At 45.9% G+C, this 17,847-nt stretch carries 14 protein-coding genes; 7 read left to right on the top strand and 7 right to left on the bottom strand.

Annotated elements, in window-relative coordinates:
* Positions 1 to 21: 21 nt before the first annotated feature.
* Both K1X61_02715 and K1X61_02710 read right to left on the bottom strand, forming a co-directional pair.
* Positions 22 to 939: a DMT family transporter gene (locus K1X61_02715; protein MBX7107537.1), complete on the bottom strand. Its 918-nt coding sequence runs from the start codon at positions 937 to 939 to the stop codon at positions 22 to 24.
* 561 nt (positions 940 to 1,500) lie between these two features.
* Positions 1,501 to 4,887 carry a hypothetical protein gene (locus K1X61_02710; GenBank protein ID MBX7107536.1) on the bottom strand — a complete coding sequence of 1,129 codons (3,387 nt, stop codon included), beginning with the start codon at positions 4,885 to 4,887 and terminating at the stop codon, positions 1,501 to 1,503.
* A gap of 170 nt (positions 4,888 to 5,057) precedes the next feature.
* Here K1X61_02710 and K1X61_02705 point away from each other — a divergent pair, with 170 nt between their 5' ends.
* Positions 5,058 to 5,726, top strand: coding sequence for an MBL fold metallo-hydrolase (locus tag K1X61_02705; protein MBX7107535.1), 669 nt, complete (start codon positions 5,058 to 5,060; stop codon positions 5,724 to 5,726).
* A 63-nt stretch (positions 5,727 to 5,789) separates the two neighbouring features.
* On the opposite strand, the gene K1X61_02700 is transcribed toward K1X61_02705, so the two are convergent.
* Positions 5,790 to 6,548, bottom strand: coding sequence for a biotin--[acetyl-CoA-carboxylase] ligase (locus tag K1X61_02700; GenBank protein ID MBX7107534.1), 759 nt, complete (start codon positions 6,546 to 6,548; stop codon positions 5,790 to 5,792).
* 47 nt (positions 6,549 to 6,595) lie between these two features.
* Here K1X61_02700 and rsfS point away from each other — a divergent pair, with 47 nt between their 5' ends.
* The 4 genes from rsfS (at position 6,596) to K1X61_02680 (ending at position 10,713) form a co-directional block, all read left to right on the top strand.
* Complete coding sequence (gene rsfS, locus K1X61_02695) at positions 6,596 to 6,988, top strand: ribosome silencing factor (GenBank protein ID MBX7107533.1); 393 nt, start codon at positions 6,596 to 6,598, stop codon at positions 6,986 to 6,988.
* A 212-nt stretch (positions 6,989 to 7,200) separates the two neighbouring features.
* Complete coding sequence (ftsH, locus tag K1X61_02690; protein MBX7107532.1) at positions 7,201 to 9,276, top strand: ATP-dependent zinc metalloprotease FtsH; 2,076 nt, start codon at positions 7,201 to 7,203, stop codon at positions 9,274 to 9,276.
* Positions 9,277 to 9,286: 10 nt separating this feature from the next.
* On the top strand, positions 9,287 to 9,931 hold the full coding sequence (locus K1X61_02685) for an LUD domain-containing protein (protein MBX7107531.1): 645 nt from the start codon (positions 9,287 to 9,289) through the stop codon (positions 9,929 to 9,931).
* A complete protein-coding gene (locus K1X61_02680; protein MBX7107530.1) occupies positions 9,931 to 10,713 on the top strand; it encodes a UDP-2,3-diacylglucosamine diphosphatase in 783 nt (260 codons plus the stop codon). Before K1X61_02685 ends, K1X61_02680 begins: the two co-directional genes overlap by 1 nt.
* On the opposite strand, the gene K1X61_02675 is transcribed toward K1X61_02680, so the two are convergent.
* Complete coding sequence (locus K1X61_02675) at positions 10,710 to 11,066, bottom strand: hypothetical protein (GenBank protein MBX7107529.1); 357 nt, start codon at positions 11,064 to 11,066, stop codon at positions 10,710 to 10,712. The genes K1X61_02680 and K1X61_02675 overlap by 4 nt on opposite strands.
* Positions 11,067 to 11,544: 478 nt before the next feature.
* On the opposite strand from K1X61_02675, the gene K1X61_02670 reads away from it, so the two are divergent.
* Complete coding sequence (locus K1X61_02670; protein MBX7107528.1) at positions 11,545 to 13,425, top strand: amidophosphoribosyltransferase; 1,881 nt, start codon at positions 11,545 to 11,547, stop codon at positions 13,423 to 13,425.
* A 63-nt stretch (positions 13,426 to 13,488) separates the two neighbouring features.
* Here the strand turns inward: K1X61_02670 and K1X61_02665 are convergent, their stop codons facing one another.
* Positions 13,489 to 14,367 (bottom strand): amidinotransferase, encoded by an 879-nt coding sequence (locus tag K1X61_02665; GenBank protein MBX7107527.1) that lies wholly within the window; start codon positions 14,365 to 14,367, stop codon positions 13,489 to 13,491.
* A 172-nt stretch (positions 14,368 to 14,539) separates the two neighbouring features.
* Between K1X61_02665 and murB the strand changes: the two genes are divergently transcribed.
* Entirely contained in the window at positions 14,540 to 15,556 is a 1,017-nt protein-coding gene (gene murB, locus K1X61_02660; GenBank protein MBX7107526.1) for a UDP-N-acetylmuramate dehydrogenase, read from the top strand.
* 12 nt (positions 15,557 to 15,568) lie between these two features.
* On the opposite strand, the gene K1X61_02655 is transcribed toward murB, so the two are convergent.
* Both K1X61_02655 and K1X61_02650 read right to left on the bottom strand, forming a co-directional pair.
* Positions 15,569 to 16,984 (bottom strand): hypothetical protein, encoded by a 1,416-nt coding sequence (locus tag K1X61_02655; protein ID MBX7107525.1) that lies wholly within the window; start codon positions 16,982 to 16,984, stop codon positions 15,569 to 15,571.
* A 77-nt stretch (positions 16,985 to 17,061) separates the two neighbouring features.
* The gene (locus K1X61_02650; protein ID MBX7107524.1) at positions 17,062 to 17,763 is read right to left on the bottom strand and encodes a ComF family protein; all 702 of its coding nucleotides are present in this window, start codon (positions 17,761 to 17,763) and stop codon (positions 17,062 to 17,064) included.
* Between the last annotated feature and the right edge of the window lie 84 nt (positions 17,764 to 17,847).

The following is a 17,847-nucleotide window of genomic DNA, read 5'->3' as shown; positions in this document are numbered from 1 at the left end:
CCTGATTTTGAAATTGTTTTTTTAAATGGTGTTCGTTTCTTCCTTTTCATTCCTGCTGAACGCGTTCTTCGCACTCACAAAATAAACGCCTGCAAAGATGAAAACAGTGGCAATGATTTTTATCAGCGGGTACTCATCCCTGTTCAGCAACAGGGCAAAGATCGTAGCCAATGCCGGTTGAAGGTAAATATATATGCCCACTACGGAGGGTGAGGCATGTTCCATGGCGAGGGTGTTCAGCAGATAGGCAAAGAAGGTGGTGAAGATGACGATGAAGGACAGCTCTGCCCACAGCCACGGCGTGAATAGCTGCCAGTCAATGGCCGAGAACTCCTGCCAGCCTGCCGGTAGCACAAAGAGCCAGCCGAATAGGAAAACCCAGGTGATGACGGTGACGGGCCGGTACTTTTTCATCAGAGGTTTTACGATAATCAGGTAAACAGCATAAGACGCAGCGTTGATCAGAATGAGCATGTCGCCGGTTGTCTGTCCGCCACCGAGCGTGAATTCTTTGCCGGATATGATGACGAGGACTGCACCAATGGCGCCCAGCAACACGCCTGTTATCTTCAGCCAGGTAATTTTTTCATCATGAAAGATGCCGGACAGCAATAAAATAAGGATGGGTGTGGTCGTCATCATCAGCGATGCATTGATGGGCGTGGTGATGCTGAGGCCTTTGAAAAAAAGCAACTGATTGATGGCCACGCCGAATAGTCCGCAAAGGATCAGCAGCGGAATATCCTTTCGCCGGATGCTTTCCCTGATAAAGAGGAGCTGAACAGCTGTAAAAAGCACGAGTGCGACCGAAACGCGGATTACAATTGCCCCGAATGGTTGTATATAATGCGGCACCACATCTTTGGCAATGGTAAAGCTTAATGCATAAATCAGGTTGGCCGCAAAGAGATAGAAGTGCGTGCTGTAACGGTAGTTCATAACGGGGTGGCAAAGCTACCTGCTTAATTTTGAATTTTCAGGAATTGAAGCCGCGCTATTACGCGAATGTAATCACCGATAAAATGAACCGGTTCTAATACGCTGCAGTGCAAACCCTGGCTTCTCGCCGGATCATGTAATCATTCTTTTTCCATTCAGTATGCAATCGAAATTTAATTGATGCAAGCCGCAGATGTTATCAATTGCTGATTTGAATAAGCAGCATTTCCGACACATAGAATTATATGTAACTACAGCGGACAGCACCATTTGTGTGAAGGCCAGCACTTATCGGCAGCACTTTGAAATGAAGGAGTTTGTCCCGCGAATTTATTTTGTACAGATACTGCCCGCACCACATGCCGCTGTATGCAGCAGCATCATTGACCGTTAGTTGTAACCACAGGTTGCATGCGTCAGCCGTATGATTGCAAGAAGGGGAAACGATAATCACTTACAACAGGCTTCTTACATGCACGTCGTGATTCCGTTGGCAAATCACAGCGTAATCATATTTCTTACATAATATACTACAGCAGGGAACCCTGCCAAACACAAGCCTTAAAAATCTGTTCCCATGGAAAACATCCACATCACTTTTTTGCGGGCGCCGCTGTCAATGCCCTGTGCGCAATCCACGCGCAGAAAATAACCCAGTATGGTGGTGCGTGCGCCACCGCCATAACCCACCACCACCGGTTCACGGAAATAATTCACATGCACGGTAACGGGGCCTTGTGTAATGTTGAGCGTGTTAAACGGATTGTTTTCATCGTAAGGAGAAATACCCTGCCAGGCTGTTCCGGCATCGGCAAAAGCTACGAGCTGAAAGTTGCGCACCAGCTCAGAGCGGATCGGTGCTGTAATGAAATACGAGAATATAGGAAACCGGATTTCTGTATTCGCCAGCGCATAGGAGTTGCCATTGCGAATATTTTGCGGAAACCCGCGCACATTCACGGCTAATGTCTGAAAGGCATATCCGGCATTCCTGTCAACGGGTGTCTCTGTGCTGAACTTGGGATCAAACCAATTCTCCACGCCGCCCATGTAATAAACCACTTTCTGATCGCCCCATGAAGTGGCGCCGTTTAACCGCGATGCCCAGATCAGGTTGCGCGATATTTTTTTATAGTAACGGAAATCGGCACCGGTGGCAAACAGGTAGGTGTTTTTTTCATTAATCTGTCTTTGCGCATCCACATAAAATTTATAACGGATGCCGTCATAAATATTGGTTTGAATTTTTAGCGTATTGTCGAATACATATTCAAGCCGCATCACCGCCCAGTGTTGTGTATATTGTGCCAGTCCAAGGCTGAAGCTGTCTGTTGCAAGGTAGTTGATGCGTTCATTGCGGTACGAAGTGCTGAGCCGCAGGCTTCTGTTATAGTCAATCGGATAACGTAAGGTTACATCAGCAATGTATGTGCGTTGCTTTGCATTCACGGGCAGGTACCATAACGGATTCGCATCATAGGAAACAGTTTTAGATCTCCGGTAGGCCGTATACCGCTTGTCGAGCCGGTGCTTCAGGTCTTCAAACATGAGGTAGTATTCCGTTCCGTCAAAAGAAGTGGGGAAACGGAATCCTCCGGTGATACGGTAATCTTCCATGAGGTCGGAAATTCCAACGCGCAACAATGCATTGAGGTTTGGATTATCGAAGACACCACCATTTCCGGCGAAGGGTTGATAGCGTGTTATCACGAGGCTGTTATCCAGCTGCGTTACTACCTGGCTCGTGGAAAACTTTACATTGTATGGAAGAATTTTTGAATAACGGAAAGCGGGCACTTTCCCGGGCGTACGGTTGATCATCGAATCGAGTGTCACCCTTACAGGTGCCAGTGAGAAGTCACTCTGGAAGTAGTAATTGTTTTGGAGCGATTGTGTCGTCGTGTCAGCCTTTGTGGAATCGGGAAACAATCTCAAAGAATCAGGCAGTTGCTTTATCTCAGGCAGCTTCGGTTTTTCAGGAATTACCACGGGAACATCTGCTGCTGGTTCTGTTTTTCGTGCCAGCTGATTGGCATAAGTGGTATTGCTGAGAACCGGCAGCGTTGCTCGGTCAATTTCTTTAGGTATTTTGACCAGCGTGAATTCGAAGCGGTCATTATTCTTCATCACCTGTGCAGCCTTTCCTGCCCTGGTTGCCACGTCCTGCTCGAGTATGCCCCTGGCATAGTTGGTTTGCGGGAATGAAATCGCGGTATCCCTGAATACAGGCACCTGCGCAGTGGAATCCGGTTGCCGCTTTTCAGCCACCAACAGCGAATCAATATTGTAAGCAGGGTTAACGACCGTTGAATCCTGAAAATAATAATACTGATCATAGTGATCAAAGACACTGTCAATATATGCGATGTAACGGTTGGCAATGCCATTCGCATCACTGATATAAGAAAAGTAATCGGAGTTGAAAAGAGAAGGATGATTTTCATTTACCGTTGCCGTCTTGTTGATCCGTACCAGTTCCTTCGATTTGCTCTTCGTGTTGTAAAAAAACAAGTCATAGTTATTGATGGCACGCGTGGTATCCATGAATTTTGTGCGTAACGTATCATCGTGCCGGTTGGAAGAGAAGACAATGCCTTGCCTGGTCGGCAGCTTGATAAAATGCGGATTCAGGTCATCGTAAAAGTCATTGGTAATCTGTTCAAACCGGGAAGAGCGCGTGTTCAGCGTGAAGATGTCGGATTGTCCACGGTTGATAGCGGATATTATGAGTGTATTGGCATCGCTGTAGCTGATGGAAAGCACTTTTTGAAAATTCGCGACATAACGTTTGTCTTTTTTCCGCTCATCGATATCATACAGCAACAACGCAACCTTACTTCGTTTCTCATAAACCATCGCTAATTTTTTACCGGTAGGATCAAAAGCTAAAACCGGTTGCGAATAATCAATTGGCTGCGAAATATTTTTGTATCCGCCTTTAAGAAGTGTTTTTGTGTTGTCGGTCTTCAGGTCTTTGAGGCATACTTTATACTTTCCGAGATCATTTCTGACAAATGCCACATGCGAAGCATCATTGCTTACGTGTAGCTGATTATATTCAACTCCCCGCCGGTCTTTCTTCTTAATCACCTCTTTTGCGGAAGGCATTTCCTTGCCCACCGCTTCTTCTTTATACAGCTGCGTGTAATATTGGTTAAACTCTTCCAAAAAATCCTTTACTGATTTGCCAAGCACAAAACTGAACCCGCTTTCCATGCTGCGGTTGATACGTGTCAGGTATAAGAGGTTGGGTATCGTGGCCTCACCGTATTTCTCAGCGATGTAATGCCATACTGCATGACCGGCAAAACGGGCATCCGTGCCGGTGAGTTTGTTCATCTTTTTATAACGCCCGCTCAAAACACCGTCACGCAACCTGTTGTCAAGCTCAGTGCTCCACGACTGACCGATATAGGAAGTGAGGCCGTCTTTGAACCACGCCGGAAGTTTCAGTAATACCGCATTCTGCACCACTTCCTGTATGCTGCCGCCAAACATCATATTCTGCAAAAAGATGCTCGCTATTCCTTCGCGGATTTGTTGCCTGAGGTGCTGATGGTTGCCATCAAAATACACAAACATTTTGTTGCCCAGGATCTTGGTGGTACCACCGGTATTGTTGAGCTCCGCACCATAACCGATATTGGATTGTTTAAGGTCGGATAAATTGTTGTAAACAAGAATATCCACGCGGTCATTCAGTTTGTATTCAGTCTTGTTTTCTACATCAGTGAGTTCCTTTTCCGCGTCGAGGATGGTGAACTTGCCGATATCCTGGCCTCCCAGGTAGAAGTACACCATAAAGTGCTCGGTCTGGTAATACGACCATGCAAAATCTTTGTACTGTACACGATTCTGGCCAAATTCGGCATCGGTGGTTTGGGCAAATGAGGGGAAGCCGGCACCGAACAATAGCAGCAGGAATAAAAGATGGGCAGTTCTGTTCACGCTTCTTTCTTTACTTAATAAACAGGATGGATATAGTCTATAATTAAAATGTTCGACGAATGAAATGATGTATAAAAGCGCGGTTGGTTATCTTCGGCCCCGTTTCGGCATCCGCAGGCATACATACAACTCATTTCGAGCGTTCAAATTAATCAATTTAACGGAAAACCATGATTCACATACAGCATTTTGTGTTTAATGATTTTATGGAGAATACATACGTCTTATGGGATGAAAGCAATGAGTGTGTGATTATTGATCCGGGTTGCAACACGCCGGCTGAAAAATCAGACATGGTGCAATTTATCCGTGGCAATGAGCTGAAGCCGGTGCTGCTTGTGAATACACATTGCCATATCGACCATGTATTGGGTAATAAATGGGTGAAGGAAACCTATCAGGTTGATCTGCTTATTCATCAGCAGGAGTTAGTGGTATTGCAGACCATGGAGGAGATCAGCAAAATGTATGGAATTTATGCGGAAACCTCACCCGCACCCGATCGCTACCTTGCAGCAGGTGAGAGGGTTACTTTTGGTAAGTCTTCAATGCATGTTTTGTTCACTCCCGGTCACTCACCCGGCAGCATTTCATTGTATGCTGCGGAAGATAAAGTTGTGATCAGTGGTGACGTGCTGTTTCGATCCGGAATTGGTCGGACTGATTTGCCGGGAGGCAGTTATCAGGTATTGATGAACAGCATTTGCCAGGAACTCCTGTTGTTGCCTGATGAGACCCGGGTTTACAGCGGTCATGGCCCCGTAACAACCATTGGTGAAGAACGGCGCCACAATCCTTTCATCCTCGAATATGCGGCGGATGCCAACATGCATTTATGAATCATTAGCCCTTGTTGAAAATACAAGCTTTCCATTGGAGGTATTATGCTGATCTTCCCGGTACTATTCAATTACAAACTCAACTTCTTTAAAGCCGAATACTTCATGGTGATCGCCGAGTTGAAGGATCAGCTTACCCTCTGCCGTCAATCCGGCAATCCTTGCATTAAATCGCCTGCCATTGGCAAGGAATAATGCCTCTTCCGTAACACGGTACAACCGCTTCATATAATCCTTCTGCAGCTGATCTATATGATTGCTTCTCAGCTGCAGGTACCTTGCTTCAACCTTTTCAAAGAGTAAATTGAGCACGTTGCTTAGATTCAGTGGGTGGCCTGCCATCAGGCTAAGGGAAGTCACCGGCTTTGTTACACCGGAAAAAACCTGCTGGTTAACATTTAACCCAATGCCTATCACCGAGTGTTGCAGCTGATTGCCCTGTATAGCATTTTCGATAAGCATGCCACCTGCTTTTTTGTCTTCATAAAAGATGTCATTAGGCCATTTTATTTTCACTTCATCGGCCATTGTTGCCTCACTCACCGTCTCGGCCAATGCAAGCGAAATAGCCTGGTTCAGGAAGAATTGATTTTTGGGTGGCAGAAAGGAAGGTTTCAAAATAATACTGAGCAGCAGGTTTTTTCCTGCTTCACTTTCCCAGGTGTTTCCGGCATATCCTTTTCCGCCCGTCTGATAATCTGCGCGTATCACGGTGCCTTCAAAAACAGGTTGATTCGCGAGTAACTGCTGTGCATATTCATTGGTAGAAGCAAGTGATGCAAACTCCAGCAACACCTTGCCTGTAAAGGCTGGATCCGGCATATTTTATTATCGGGATTTACTTAGTTTTGCCAAAATTTTAAAAGCCTATCAAAGCGCTGAAAGTAAAGAAAAAAACACCTGCCAGGAAAAAGAAGCCGCAGGGCCTTGTTGCTATCATCCTCGACAGTATCCGCGACAAAAAAGGAGAACATATCATCAGTATTGATCTTCGAAAGATACAGGACGCCGTATGTGATTTTTTTATCGTTTGTGATGCACCATCTACCACGCAGGTTAAAGCCATTGCCGACCATATCATGCAGCAAACCGCTTCGTTGCATGGTGAAAAGCCATGGCACCATGAAGGCTTGCAGCATGCCGAATGGATACTGCTTGATTATGTGGATACGGTCGTGCATATTTTCCTTGCTCCACAGCGCAGGTTTTATCAGCTGGATGAATTGTGGAGCGATGGCGTGATTGAAGAACATAATGAGTAAATTTGTGTTTTACGGTAAGATGTAGTTGCAGTATCATCGTTTCTGAATCCGGTTCATTTGCACAAATCACCCTGTCGGATCGTTTAATAAGCAGGATGTGAAGCCCGGAGAAGTGTCAGCAGATATATTTGGTTTAATAATTGGTAGTGCAGCCGTGTAAAATTTTACGTAGCATCATACGTCAGACAATGCAGTTAAAAAAACAGTGAGGAATGGAAAATAATAATCAGGAAAAAAGAAAGCTGCCTAAAATAGTGCCGCCCAATGGCCCTAAATTTAATATCTATTGGGTTTATGGTATTATTGCCATCATACTGATAGCCCTGCAGTTTTTCCCTTTTACCAAAGCATCAAAGCTGGTGAGTTTTGAAGAAGTGAATCAAAACATGCTGCAGTCGGAGGATGTTCAGAAACTTGTGGTGGTAAACAAGGAGTATGTGGAGGTCTATATCAAACCCGATAAGCTGCAACAAGAGAAATATAAGGCAGTAGCTACTACTAACTTCAACACCGTCAATCCCGGACCACATTACCGGTTTAAGATTCTCAGTGTTGATGATTTTACCAGAAAGCTGAGTGAAGCGGAAACTGCTGTCAGGACAAATGATCCTGCTTATAAACCCATAGAAGTTTATCCTGAAAACAGAACCGACTGGTTTAATGCTTTGGGTTGGCTCTTGCCGATCTTGTTATTGGTGGCCATCTGGCTCTTTATTATGCGCCGTGTAACCGGTGGTGTCGGCGGCCCCGGTGGTCAGATTTTTAATTTTGGAAAATCAAAAGCCACATTGTTTGACAAAGGAACGAAGGTCAATATCACCTTTGCCGATGTAGCCGGACTGGACGAAGCGAAGGCCGAAGTGATGGAGATTGTGGACTTCCTGAAAAACCCTAAAAAATATACTGCACTGGGCGGCAAGATTCCCAAAGGTGCATTGCTAATTGGCCCTCCGGGAACCGGTAAAACGCTGATTGCAAAAGCTGTGGCCGGTGAGGCGCAGGTTCCTTTCTTTTCCATCTCAGGATCTGATTTTGTGGAGTTATTTGTGGGAATAGGCGCTTCCCGGGTGCGTGACTTATTTAAGCAGGCACGCGAAAAGGCACCTTGTATAATTTTTATTGACGAGATCGATGCCATTGGCCGTGCCCGTGGAAGGAATGTGATTCAGGGCGGCAACGATGAACGGGAAAATACCCTCAATCAGCTGCTGGTGGAAATGGATGGCTTCGGTACAGATTCCGGTGTCATCATTCTGGCTGCTACCAACCGACCTGATGTGCTCGACAGCGCTTTGTTGCGCCCGGGCCGTTTCGACCGTCAGATATCCATCGATAAACCGGACCTGGTAGGACGCGAACAGATCTTTAAAGTGCACTCAAAAAATATCAAGGTGCTGAAAGACCTCGATATGAAAAAGCTGGCTGCTCAGACACCTGGCTTTGCCGGCGCTGACATTGCCAACGTATGCAATGAAGCCGCCTTGATTGCCGCCCGTAAAGGCAAGAAGGAAGTGGATATGAGTGATTTCCAGGATGCCATAGACCGCGTTATTGGCGGGCTGGAGAAGAAGAACAAAATCATCTCAGAGGATGAGAAAAAAATTGTTGCGTATCATGAAGCCGGCCATGCGATCTGCGGCTGGTTTCTCGAACATGCCGATCCGCTGGTTAAGGTTTCGATTATCCCGCGTGGTGTGGCAGCATTAGGCTATGCACAGTATATGCCTAAAGAACAGTTTCTCTATACCACAGAGCAATTATTCGACAGCATCTGCATGACGCTGGGTGGCAGGGCTGCTGAAGATATTATTTTCGATAAGATATCAACCGGAGCGCAGAACGACCTCGAACGTATCACGAAGCTGAGCTATGCCATGGTAACCATCTATGGTATGAATGAAAAAGTGGGTAACCTTTCCTACTATGATCCGCAAAATGAATATGGTTTTCAAAAACCTTATTCAGATGAAACGGCACGGATGATTGATGAGGAAGTAAGGGCGCTGGTAGACAAAGCCTATATTCATACGAAAAAATTGCTGACAGAAAAGCGTCCTGAACTGGAGATACTTGCCCAGGAATTGCTGAAGAAAGAAATACTCTTTCAACAAGACCTCGAACGCCTGATTGGAAAACGGCCATTCGAAAGCAAGCATGCAGCAGAAATTGAAATCCCTGCAGCAGAACCGGAAGTGGAAACAGCTGAAAAAGCTGAAACAGATAACAACATTATTAAGGATGAAGCGGCGATCGAAAACTCCGGGCGTATTCAACCGAAGATTGCCTAACCTATAGTGCATGGAGCCTACTGCGAAGGAACGAATGCTGAAAAATATCCGGAAAGGACTGATACAGTCAACCGATCAGCCATTTCCCAACTTTGAGACAGCAGCAGTAGTTTTTCCGCCGGCTGCCGACACGCTTGATATTGTTTTTGCGGAACAGTTCACGAAAATACAGGGCAACTTCGTCTATTGCGAGAACGAAAAGGATTTCATCGATAACCTGAATGCGTTAGCTGATGAAAAGAAATGGAATAATATTTTTGCCTGGGAATATTACCTGCAGGATTTTTTACAGCAGAAAGGATTTAAACGACTGCGTGTAGGTAACAATCTTGAAAAGGCGGATGCCGGCATTTCCCTATGTGAATGCCTTGTGGCGCGTACCGGCAGCATCCTGCTCAGCTCGCGCCAGGCTTCCGGCAGAAGTATCCCTGTCTATCCTCCCGTACACCTGGTGCTGGCCTACAATTCACAACTGATCTACGATCTGAAGGAAGCATTGCAATTCGTGACAGATAAACACAATGGCAATACGCCTTCGATGATTTCTATTGCGACAGGACCCAGCCGAACCGCCGATATTGAAAAGACGCTCGTGCTCGGGGCGCACGGGCCTAAAGAAGTTTATGTATTTTTCGTCGACCAGCCCGGCGCATAATGAATGATATCCCGATCCTGAAAGGCAAAGTTTACTTTGCTTCCGATTTACATCTTGGTATTCCTGATCATGCAACTTCGCTGAAGCGAGAAAAGAAATTCATTCAATGGCTTGATTCCATTCAGGGAGACGCCGATACCATTATCATCGTTGGCGATTTATTTGATTTCTGGTTTGAATACCGGCAAGTCGTACCCCGTGGCTATGTGCGGGTGCTTGGCAAACTGGCTGCAATGCATGATGCCGGTATAAAGATTTATTTCTTTACAGGTAACCACGACCAGTGGATGAAGGATTATTTTGAGAAGGAACTTGCAATTACGGTATTCCATGAGCCCCGGCGTTTCCATATCGCCGGCCGCAAATTTCTGATTGCTCATGGCGATGGGCTGGGTCCGGGTGATCATGGATATAAATTTTTAAAAACATTGTTCAGGGGAAAGTTCAGCCGCTTTCTTTTCGGATGGCTGCATCCCGATATAGGAGTCTGGCTGGGCCGGCGATGGTCGAAGAATAACCGGCTGATCAGTGGCGAAGAACAGGCGGAATTTCTGGGAGAAGACAAGGAATGGCTGGTGCAGTATGCTCGCACGGTGTTAAAAACGGAAACTGTTGATTATTTTATTTTCGGACATCGCCATATCATGCTGGATTATAAGTTATCGGATACAAGCCGCTATATCAATCTCGGCGACTGGATCCGTTTTAATAGTTATGCCGTATTTGATGGCACCGCATTGCAGTTAAAGCAATTTAACACGGAAGAAGAGCAAACAGGTTAATTGTTGAAGTAACTGAATATCATAACCAGCAATAACAATGCATTCCAGTTAATCAGTATCCTGTTCAGCCGCATCAGGTTCGTCTCCTGGTGCCACACATTTTGGGTAATAGCCCTTCGCTGAATTGCCCTGTTACAGATATAAGCAATCATAAGGCTGAAAGCCGGAAATAATCCTTTTAACAGCAAGTCGCAGAAGTCGCCGCCGCTGTTAAGCAAGGTGTTCAGTAAAGCATAATCATGAGATATCCTTCCATAAATTACGAAGCACCAAAAGATCACACTGGGAAATGTTATGAAAAAACCAAACACTATCCATTTGCGTGGATTTATCCTGTTTGATATGGCGCTCATCTGTTCCAGATAATAATGTATAATCTGACGTTCAGTATTCTTGCGCAGGATAAATATTCCTGCTTCTTAAAGAAGTAAAATTACAATTAATCAGACAGGTTGATTACCGTATTATGGACAGGATGGTGCAGTGAAGGTATGAGCAGGGAAACAGGCGTGCCGAACAGGGTAGTAACAAGGTTAAGCCGCCTTATCATAGCATGACTGCAATGGTGCCGTCCTCAAAGAAAGCCGCTGAAGATTTTTAAGCCATTTTCTCTATGAGCCAGCTTGTGCAAACCATAAGCAGTATGCGTCCTGGCATTACCTGATCTTAAATTCTTATACAATAGACCGTTATTTATTCTCCCGGCATTGTTTGCATGTTGCTGCATTTGCCGTTGCTGTTGATATCCGGTTTTCACCTGATCTTCCGGCAGTCATAATTGTATTAACTTCACACGCTGCTTTTTACCAATAAAATGCACTGATCCGCTTAATGAGTGACCCTATCAAACACGAATGCGGTATCGCCGTTATCCGCCTGCTGAAACCCATCAGTTATTACCGCGAAAAATACGGTACAGCACTATACGGATTGAATAAGCTTTACCTGCTGATGGAAAAGCAACACAACCGCGGGCAGGATGGTGCAGGCATCGGCGCAATTAAGCTCAATGCTTACCAGGGCCATCGTTTCATGAGCCGTTATCGTTCCAATTCACCGCAGGCCATAGCGGAAATCTTCCAGAAAATTCATCATAACATTGAAAAGCTGACGAAGATGGATCCTGCACTGATGGATGATACGGAATGGCTGCGCAAGCATGTAAGTTTTGTGGCGGAAATGATGCTCGGTCATTTGCGCTATGGCACCTATGGCAGAAATGAAATCGACAGTTGCCATCCGTTCATCAATAATCATCAGTCCTCCACCCGCTCTCTCATCATGGCCGGAAATTTCAACCTCACCAATATAGAGGACCTCGGCTGGAGAAAGGATGGAAACCGTCCCGATACTGCCGTTGTGCTTGACCGCGTTACGTGGCACCTGGAAAATGAACTCAAACATGTTGCCGGTAAGCTGCAGGAAGAGCGGGTGACAAAAGAAAACTTCCGCAACAGGCTGCGTGATGGCATCGATTTTAAAAAGGTGCTGACCAATGCAGTAAGCGAGTTTGACGGCGGCTATGTACTTGCCGGTTTGTCGGGTGCGGGCTATGCCTTTGCCCTGCGCGACCCTTCCGGTATCAGGCCCGCATTTTATTACAAGAGCGATGAAATACTGGTAGTAGCCAGTGAAAGGCCTGCCATTCAAACCACATTCAACCTGCTGGTGGACGACATACATGAATTAAAACCCGGCCATGCCATCATCGCCGACAGGCTGGGCAATGTGGGTGAGTATCCATGTGCGGAGCAAGGAAACGTTAAACCGTGCAGCTTCGAGCGCATCTACTTTTCAAGAGGCAGCGATCAGGACATTTACCAGGAACGCAAAAAGCTCGGTCATCTGCTTGCCACACCGGTGTTGAATGCCATTGATTATGACTTGAAAAATACCGTGTTTTCATTTATCCCCAACACGGCGGAAGTTGCTTTTTACGGGCTGATGAAAGGCCTGGAAGATCACCTGAAACAATACAAGTTTGAACGCATCCGTAAGAATGATCTGAATGAAACGGAGCTGAAGGAACTGCTGGCTTTGCGGCAGCGCGTGGAAAAGATAGCCATCAAGGACGTTAAGATGCGCACCTTCATTACGCAGGACTCACAACGCAATGAGCTGGTGGAACATGTTTACGATATTACTTATGGCAGCATCGTAGCAGGGCTTGATACCATTGTGGTGATTGATGATTCCATCGTTCGCGGCACCACACTTAAACGCAGCATCATCCGCATGCTCGACCGGCTCGGGCCAAAGAAAATTGTAATTGTTTCATCCGCCCCGCAGATCCGTTACCCGGATTGTTATGGCATTGACATGAGTAAAATGAAGGACTTCATCGCTTTCCGTGCATTGGTTTCACTCATAAAAAAACATGGAAAGGAAAATATGCTGGATGAAGTGTATGAAAAATGCAGGCTGCAGATGCAGCAACCGCTCCACGAAATGGTGAATGAAGTGAAAGTGCTGTATGATTTATATACCGATGAAGAAATTGCCGATGAAATCAGCCTGCTGGTAAAAGATGAAAATGTGAAAGCAGAGGTTCAGATCATTTTTCAAACCATTGATGGCCTTCATGCAGCCTGTCCAAACCATGCCGGTGACTGGTATTTTTCAGGCAACTATCCAACTTCCGGTGGCAATAAAGTGGTGAACAGGGCCTTCATCAACTATATGGAAGGCAAGGATGTAAGAGCCTATTCATAGTATTTTTCCTGATGGTACTTTTACGTTCCATGTATTTTATGCTGGTCCAATAAATGGTTGCCTTCAGCTGATTTCCGCCATCATACAACGCGCACTGCCGCCGCCTATGGTTTCAATCGTGCGCAGCGATGAACAGATAATGGTTCCGTCTTTTTCAAGGATTTTTATCTGCGCATCCGTTAATGACAGAAATGCCTGTTGGCTCATCACCCAGAATTTTTCATCATCGCGGTTTTTTACCAGCAGTATATTGCCGGCAAAGTGCAGTAACTGATCGTAACTGATGTTTACGACTTCATGATCCGCAGATAGTTTCTGCAGAAGCCTGCTTCTATCTTCGTCACTGCGAATCACTTCACTGCATACCACAGCTGTCCTTTCGCCTACAGCCATCATTACGTTGGTGTGGTAAATCTCTCTGCCATCGTAATCTGTGGCATTGAAGCATACAGGTTCAAAATTCAACTGCGCGGCAAAATGCTCCAACACCTTTGCATTCGTACGTGATGACAGTGCTGCATACACGGCACCGTGCATCCTGTCCAAAACCATGCTTCCGGTGCCTTCCAGGTATTGATTCATGTTTTCGTATCCGGAAAAATCAATCACCTTGCCCATGCGCAGCGAATTTTTCAGCAGGTTTATCCATCCGCTTCGCCGTTCTCTTCGCCTGTTCGGGGCTAACATCGGGTAGAGTACCATGGTGTCATCATGAAATGATATCCAGTTATTGGGAAAAACGGAATCCGGCGTTTCCTCATTACCGGGATCCTGTAACACCAATACATATAACTTATGGCTGCGCAGTAATTGAACAAGGCCATCAAATTCTTTTAATGCTTTTTCATGTACCTGCCTGCTGTTGCCGCCGGCGATATGTTGCTGAAAAATGTTAGTGCCTGCCGTTTCTGCATTGAAGCCGAATCGCGAAGGGCGTACCATCAGCAGGCAATCCGTGGCCTGCGAAGCAGGTGATGTTGATGTCATACAGTGGCATGCAAGTTAATATTTCAATGGGATCGGCGCTGAGGCTGTTCCTTCAGCACTTGTCTTTCAATGTGCGGGTAATTTTTACTTTTACGATTGACGGCCATAACCGGCCTCCTGCTATGCCATGAACATCGAATCGGATAAATCGCTTCAACCCTTCAACACTTTCGGTATTGATGTGTCAGCTAGGTATTTTACGGAAATACAATCTGTGGATGAGTTCAATATGCTGGCCGCGGAACCACGCTTCAGGCATGAAAAGAAACTGATACTTGGCGGAGGCAGCAATATCCTGTTTACACAAAACTTCGACGGACTGGTGATCAGGAATGCGATCAGGGGCATCGAAACAGTGAAGGAGGATCACGCCAATGTATGGCTTAAAGTCAGTGCCGGGGAACCATGGCATGCATTTGTACTGCATTGTGTAAACCGTAACCTCGCCGGCATTGAGAACTTATCCCTGATTCCCGGATTGACAGGTGCTGCTCCTATGCAGAATATTGGCGCCTATGGTGTGGAGATAAAAGATTGTTGCGAAACGGTGGAAGCCGTGCATATCTTATCAGGTGACATGCAGGTTTTTTCAAACACCGACTGCGCATTCGGCTACCGTGAAAGTGTCTTTAAGCACAGGCTGAAAGATCAGTTCCTGATCACTGCAGTCACTTTCAAACTCAGCAGACATTTCAAACCAAAAATTGGTTACGGTGACATTCGGCAAACGCTCGAGGACATGAGGGTAAATGAAATCACCCTTAAAGCGGTGAGTGATGCGGTGATAAAAATCCGGTCAGCAAAGTTACCCGACCCGAAAGTGACAGGCAATGCCGGCAGTTTTTTTAAAAATCCGGTGGTACCTAAAAAACAGTTCAATGCGCTGGTTGCGAAAAACCCGTTAATGCCAAACTATCCGCTGTCCGGCGGCGAGGTAAAAATACCGGCGGGCTGGTTGATCGAACAGTGCGGGTGGAAAGGGAAGGTTGTTGGTCACACGGGCGCACATAAATCACAGGCGCTTGTGCTGGTAAATTATGGCAATGCCACAGGAAAGGAGATTTATGATCTGGCCCTGGAGATTCAGCAATCGGTGCGCGAAAAATTCGGAATTGAAATAATGCCTGAAGTGAACCTGATCTGACATCATCTCTTATCAGGGCTGATATTCATAGCAGCCGATGTCCTGCAAGCCATCATTGCGCGGCTTACCATCAAGGTCCAGTAATATGCCATTGGCGAATCCTGCATTAATACACGGCGATCCTTCAGACAAGTGATAGTCGTCATGATCGAAAGGATCAGCAAACAAGGGATCTTTGTTGTACAGGCAGTCACTGAAGGCAGCCGCAGTAGTGTCAATGTCCTCGTTCACCTTCAGGAGACAATGATTAAAAGAATAATCATACGCTGCAAGACTGCTCGGATCAAGATCAATTTCTTTTTCGAGTGATCCATACACGATACAATTCCTGAAAGAGGCATTCAGGCTGGCCGGTAAGATCTGTTCAATACCGTTTTCATCTTTATACGCATAATAGTTACTCATTCTTACCACGGGACTTTGATGATTGATAAGAATGGAAGAATAATTGGCGAAGGTGCAGTTTTCAAACTGGTAGTTGCCGCCATATTCCAGCTGAACATTCCATTCACCGCAACCTTGTATAAGGCAATTTTCTGCATAGAGGTCAGCTGTAATTCCCAGCAAGCCTGATGATAAGGTGAACCTGATCTGGGAGTTGCGTAACGTGAGTTTGGGAGCTGCCGTTTCTTTCAGCGAGTCAACTCTTATCCCAACAATGGCTTCCTTAATGACCGTATAGTTGATCTCGTTATCATGGCTGCTGCGCAGGAAATGAATGCCTTCCCAATTTCCGGGATCATCCACATAGTATGATTCCAGCCTGTCGCCGCGAAAGATGACGGAATCATTCACTTGTCCCATCACTTTCAATGTTCCCTGCACATAAAAACGTGAATCAGCATGCATAAATATCCTGCAGCCAGGCTGAATGGTAAGCGTTTTATTTGAATCAACCAGGATGGAGTGTATGATGACATAGGGCTTTTCCGGTGTCCATATCTGTGTTCCTATCACTTCACCATAAATGAAATTGGCATTTTGGCCCCAGGCCTGTAAAGTGACTGACTGAAAATTTCCATTCGTTTCAAAAAGTACAGAATCGTACAGCACATAAGGATTGTTTTCCTCATTGGGGTCAATGGTCGCCGACACGAAAATATAAATGCTGTCGTTGGCCGGAATTTCAATATTGCTGATGCTGTTCACCTGCTGGCCATCAATATTCAAGCGGAAAAATGACTGTTGCCCGCCGGCAAGATGTATGTCACTGATGCTGATTCTTTGATTGTGCGGATTATGTACGGTGAAATAAAGGGTGGTGGTGCCCAGCGTTGTGAACACCGTATCAAACGTAAGTGTATCGGTGGAAAAGGAGAGTTTGTCGGACGCATTGGTAGTAATTGTGTCCTTTTTGCAGGAAGAAAATACGGCTCCTGCGAGGAAAAGCAGAAAGAGCGGAATGAATGGAATACGCACAGACGTCATGAACGGCAAAGATCATTTTTTATTACGACTTGTTGCATGGTGTACGCCTTGTCACATAAAAGGAATCGCCATAAATACTATTTCACTGCACAGGCTATCGTTGCGATACTCACCTTCGTTTCCGGCAGTTCCAGTAAAATTTGTGCGCAGGCTTCCAGTGTTGAACCGGTCGTGATAACATCATCGGTGAGCAGTATATGCTTTCCGGCCAGTGTAGCCGGCTTCGAAACTTTAAATACGGAACCAACATTTTGCCATCGTTCAAACCTCGACTTATGCGTCTGCGTTTCCGTTGCAGAGATACGCTGCAGCGCATGTTTACTCCAGGGCTTTTCCATCGCTACCGAAAGCCCTTCACTGAACAGGTCGGCCTGGTTATAACCACGCAGCAGTTCTTTCGACTTGTGCAGTGGCACGGGCACTATTAAATCAACGGTGCGGTAATCAACAGACTGCAGGAGGTCATGGCCGTAGATCTTTCCAATGGTAACGCCTACTTCCGTTTTGTTTTTGTATTTCAGCTGGTGGATAAGGTGCTGCACCCGGCTGCCTTTCTGAAAATAATAACAGGCTGCAGCACGGGTAATGGCAACACGTCCCCAGAAATGTTTTTCAATGGCGTTATTGCGTTCCAGGTGGAAATAGGTCTTCGGCAGATAGTGCCGGCAAAATGTGCAGATGACTTCTTCCCCCTTTTGTAAAGCGTGTCCGCAGGAACTGCACAGCTGCGGATAGAAAAGAGAAATAAAGTCAGCCAGATATTCTTTAACAAGAAGCATACAAACAGATAAAATAGGATGAAAAGGTAGTAAAAACGAATCAGCCCCGCAATCAACTGCCAAATGAATTTGTTACCCGTCGTT

This window comes from Chitinophagales bacterium, assembly GCA_019694975.1.
Taxonomy (GTDB): Bacteria; Bacteroidota; Bacteroidia; order Chitinophagales; family UBA10324; genus JACCZZ01.
This window is presented reverse-complemented; position numbering and strand designations above follow the sequence as displayed.